This window comes from Okeania sp. (assembly GCF_983059655.1).
Genome location: NZ_CEZPJD010000765.1, coordinates 1 through 3,813, shown reverse-complemented (window position 1 = coordinate 3,813; position 3,813 = coordinate 1). Strand labels below are relative to the sequence as shown.

2 protein-coding genes are annotated in these 3,813 nt (G+C 33.9%); one reads left to right on the top strand and one right to left on the bottom strand.

What is annotated here, in order from left to right:
• Positions 1 to 53: 53 nt before the first annotated feature.
• A complete protein-coding gene (locus tag AC3DU7_RS28035; protein WP_488042538.1) occupies positions 54 to 548 on the bottom strand; it encodes a hypothetical protein in 495 nt (164 codons plus the stop codon).
• A gap of 730 nt (positions 549 to 1,278) precedes the next feature.
• On the opposite strand from AC3DU7_RS28035, the gene AC3DU7_RS28030 reads away from it, so the two are divergent.
• The coding region (locus tag AC3DU7_RS28030; protein WP_488042537.1) for a cobaltochelatase subunit CobN at positions 1,279 to 3,813 on the top strand (2,535 nt) is incomplete at its 3' end.

The window sequence follows — 3,813 nt, the reverse complement described above, 5'->3', positions numbered from 1 at the left end:
GAGGGAAGAGAGTAGAAGTGGCAAATTTTTCATTGTGAAAAAACAACTAATATCTATTCATTTAATACCCTAATTTCATAAACTTTAAATCCTGCACCTCTAGGTAAAGGTCTACCATCCATTCCCATTGGATAAGACTCATAAGCACTTTTTGGTTGATATGGTTTACTCTCAAGATATTCTCCCTTTATTTCCACTTTTTTCCCGACATATTCAGCAAAACTTTCAAAAGCCATCGCTTCTGAAGGACGCATAATTACACCTTCTTCAGCAGAACGTTTTTCTATTTCTAAAGATCCTACATCTAAGACATAATAATTACTATCTCCTGCTATCCAAGACTCAGCACTTTTACTCCAAGGTTTTTCAATAACTGTACCTGTTAAATATATTAGAGAATTACTTTTTTGAACTTCCATAGTTATAGATGGAGTTTGAGATAGTTGAGATTTAGTAAATAGATAACCGCTCATACCACTCATAACTCCCACAAATATTGATAATAGTATCGAGAATATTCTCCAAGTTGTCAAATTTACTTCTATCATTTCCATCTCTAATTTAAAATTTAATGTAATTACTATTACATTTAATCTACAGCGATCATGGAAAAAATTCCGGGAGTTAAAGCGCTTATCTTTTAATCTAAGTATTAATAGATAATACCGCTTTGAAAAAAAATGCTATAAAACAATGCAGTTTAGTTAATAATTTTTTTAAGTAAGGAAGAAAGAAGGTAGATGAGTTTATAGCTCAATACAGTTAACTTCAGGATTTTTTCTGGTAGTTCTGTAATATTAAAAGCCATCCTAATTTTTCCATACTTTATAGTTTTTTTCCTATATGAAGTAAGTATTCAGCTATTAGCGGTCAGCAATCAGTTTTTTAATAGACATCTCCATAAAAGAGGGAGTAGGGGGACATAATTGATAATTGTTGTGCGATAATTGATTTGATCTTTTATTATTGGAGATGTCTAATGAATGCTTGCTTCATTCATTTAATTTCTACTACATTCTCAACCAGATATTCGTACTCTGAAGCTTTGATAAAATTGCTTTTTTCTCTTTTAAAGGTAACGCAGTTACGACCATAGGAGGCTAGCTAATAGCTGACTGCTCGACCAAGAGAAGAAATAGTATTTCCTTATATTCAATCAAGGGCGGTTTTAACCAGAGGTAATTATCAATTATCCATTAATGAACTTCTTCCTTCTTCCTTGGTATAATAAAGAAAGTTTCTGGTAAGATTATTAGGTTTTTTAAACAATACAAATATATGCACCGAATAGCAGCTACTCCTGGTGGTTGGAACCCGCAAGCAGAAGGGGTAATTTTTATCGAACAAACTCCCGCTCCAATAATATTTTTAACTGCCGCAGATACAGATATTCAAACTTTAGCAGCAGCAGTCAATAAGTTACCTTTTGATTTTCCACAACTACGAGTTGCTAATTTACTTCACTTACAACAACAGTTAACTATTGATACTTATGCTGATGATATTTTATCTAAAACAAAAGTAATTATTGTTCGACTTTTAGGGGGGCGCTCTTATTGGTCTTATGGTTTGGAAGTTTTGCTAGAAGTGATAGAAAAAGAAGGGGCAAAACTAATAGTAATTCCTGGAGATGACCGCCCAGATCCAGATTTAATTAGTCATTCTAATGTTTCAATTTCTCTAGTTAATCAATTCTGGCAATATTTAATAGAAGGTGGGGTAGACAATTTTGTTAATGGTCTCAAGTTTATCGCTAATATTTGTCTGGGAAAAGATTATGATTTTGCCTCTCCTATACCAGTGCCACGAGTCGGAATTTATCCTTGGCAAAAAGAAGAGCAAAGCAGAAAGGCAAAAGTCGGAATATTATTCTATCGCGCTCATTATTTATCTGGAAATGTTGCTCCTATAGATGCTCTTTGCCAAGCTTTAATAGAAAAAAATTTAGAACCTATTCCAGTATTTGTTTCTTCTCCTAGAGATGTAGAAGTACAGGAAGAAATATTGGAATATTTTCAACCTGAAAATGCTGAAACAATTCAATTATTGTTAAATACAACTAGCTTTGCTGTCTCTGTTGTGACTGAAAAAGGAAGAAGGAAGAAGGAAGAAGGCATCCCCCCCTTGAAAGGGGGGAGAAAAAAGTGGATGGGGACTCAAACCCCAACCAATTGTCAATACCCTGTAGACGACGGGGTATTAAACCCAAAAGAAAAAGATAATCAAGATTCAGAATTAGAAAATTTGTCTTTTCCTCCCTTGTTAAGAAATGGGAAAAATTTAGACATTCCAGTTTTACAAGTAATTTTTAGTGGTGGAAATTTTGAGCAGTGGGAAAGTCAATTTCAAGGTCTTTCACCACGGGATGTGGCAATGAACATTGCGCTACCAGAAGTAGATGGAAATATTATTAGTCGAGCAGTTTCTTTTAAGGCAGTTCAAACTTGGAATCAAAATATAGAAACAGATGTTGTGAGTTATTTTCCGGTTCAAGATAGGATTGAGTTTGTGTCAGAATTGGCTGCTAATTGGATAAAGTTACGACAAACTCCAGTATCTCAACGTCGTATCGCATTAATATTAGCAAATTATCCTAATCGTGACGGTCGTCTTGCTAATGGAGTTGGCTTAGATACTCCTGCTAGTTGTGTAGAAATTCTTCAAGCTTTAGAAGGAGCTGGTTATTATTTGGAAAATATTCCTGAAACGGGGGATGAGTTAATTAAACGTCTGACTTCTGGAATAACAAATGATTTGGAAAGTCGTGAATTACGTCCTGTTTTTCAGTCTTTATCTTTGGCAGAATTTGAAACATATTTTGCGAGTTTGCCAGAAGCTGTACGAGAAAAAATTATTCATAGATGGGGGCAATACACAGATTTTGCCACTGATTCACGGATTAATTCCACAAAAATTTCCTCATCTTTTTCCCAAGATGTTTCTAGTGATTTTTCAGAGTTTGAGACAGATGATGAGACTGATTTTGCAACTGATATACGGATTAATTCTACAAAAATTTCCTCATCTTTTTCCCAAGATGTTTCTAGTGATTTTTCAGAGTTTGAGACAGATGATGAGACTGATTTTGCAACTGATATACGGATTAATTCTACTATCATTCCTTTATCTTCTGCTCAATCTATATCTAGCAATTTTGAGAAATTTAACAAATATTCTGAAGTAAAAGAAATAGATAATTTTCCCATTCCAGGAATTCAGTTAGGGAATATTTTTGTAGGTATTCAACCTTCGCGGGGTTACGATATTGACACTAGTTTAAATTATCATGCTCCAGATTTGGAACCGACTCCTAATTATTTAGCTTTCTATTATTGGTTGAGAGAAAAATTTAAAATAGATGCAATTATTCATGTGGGAAAACATGGAAATTTAGAATGGTTGCCTGGTAAAAGTGTCGGTTTATCTCAAGAATGTTTTCCAGAAATAGCTCTCGGTGCTTTGCCACATTTTTATCCATTTATTGTTAATGATCCAGGAGAAGGTTCTCAAGCTAAACGGAGATCCCAAGCTGTCATTATCGATCATTTAACTCCACCTATGACTCGTGCTGAAATTTATGGTGCTTTGCAGGAATTAGAAACTTTAATTGATGAATATTATGAGGCACAAAATTTAGACCCATCTCGGTTATCTATGATTCGAGAGCGGATAATTAATCTTATAGAAAAAGAAGGTTTAGATAAAGATTTATCATTTTTAGGAAAAGACTCAAAAAACACATATTTTGCCACGGATGTACGGATTAATTCTACTAATTTTTCAGAATTTGAAGATGTAACTTTCAACTTCTCC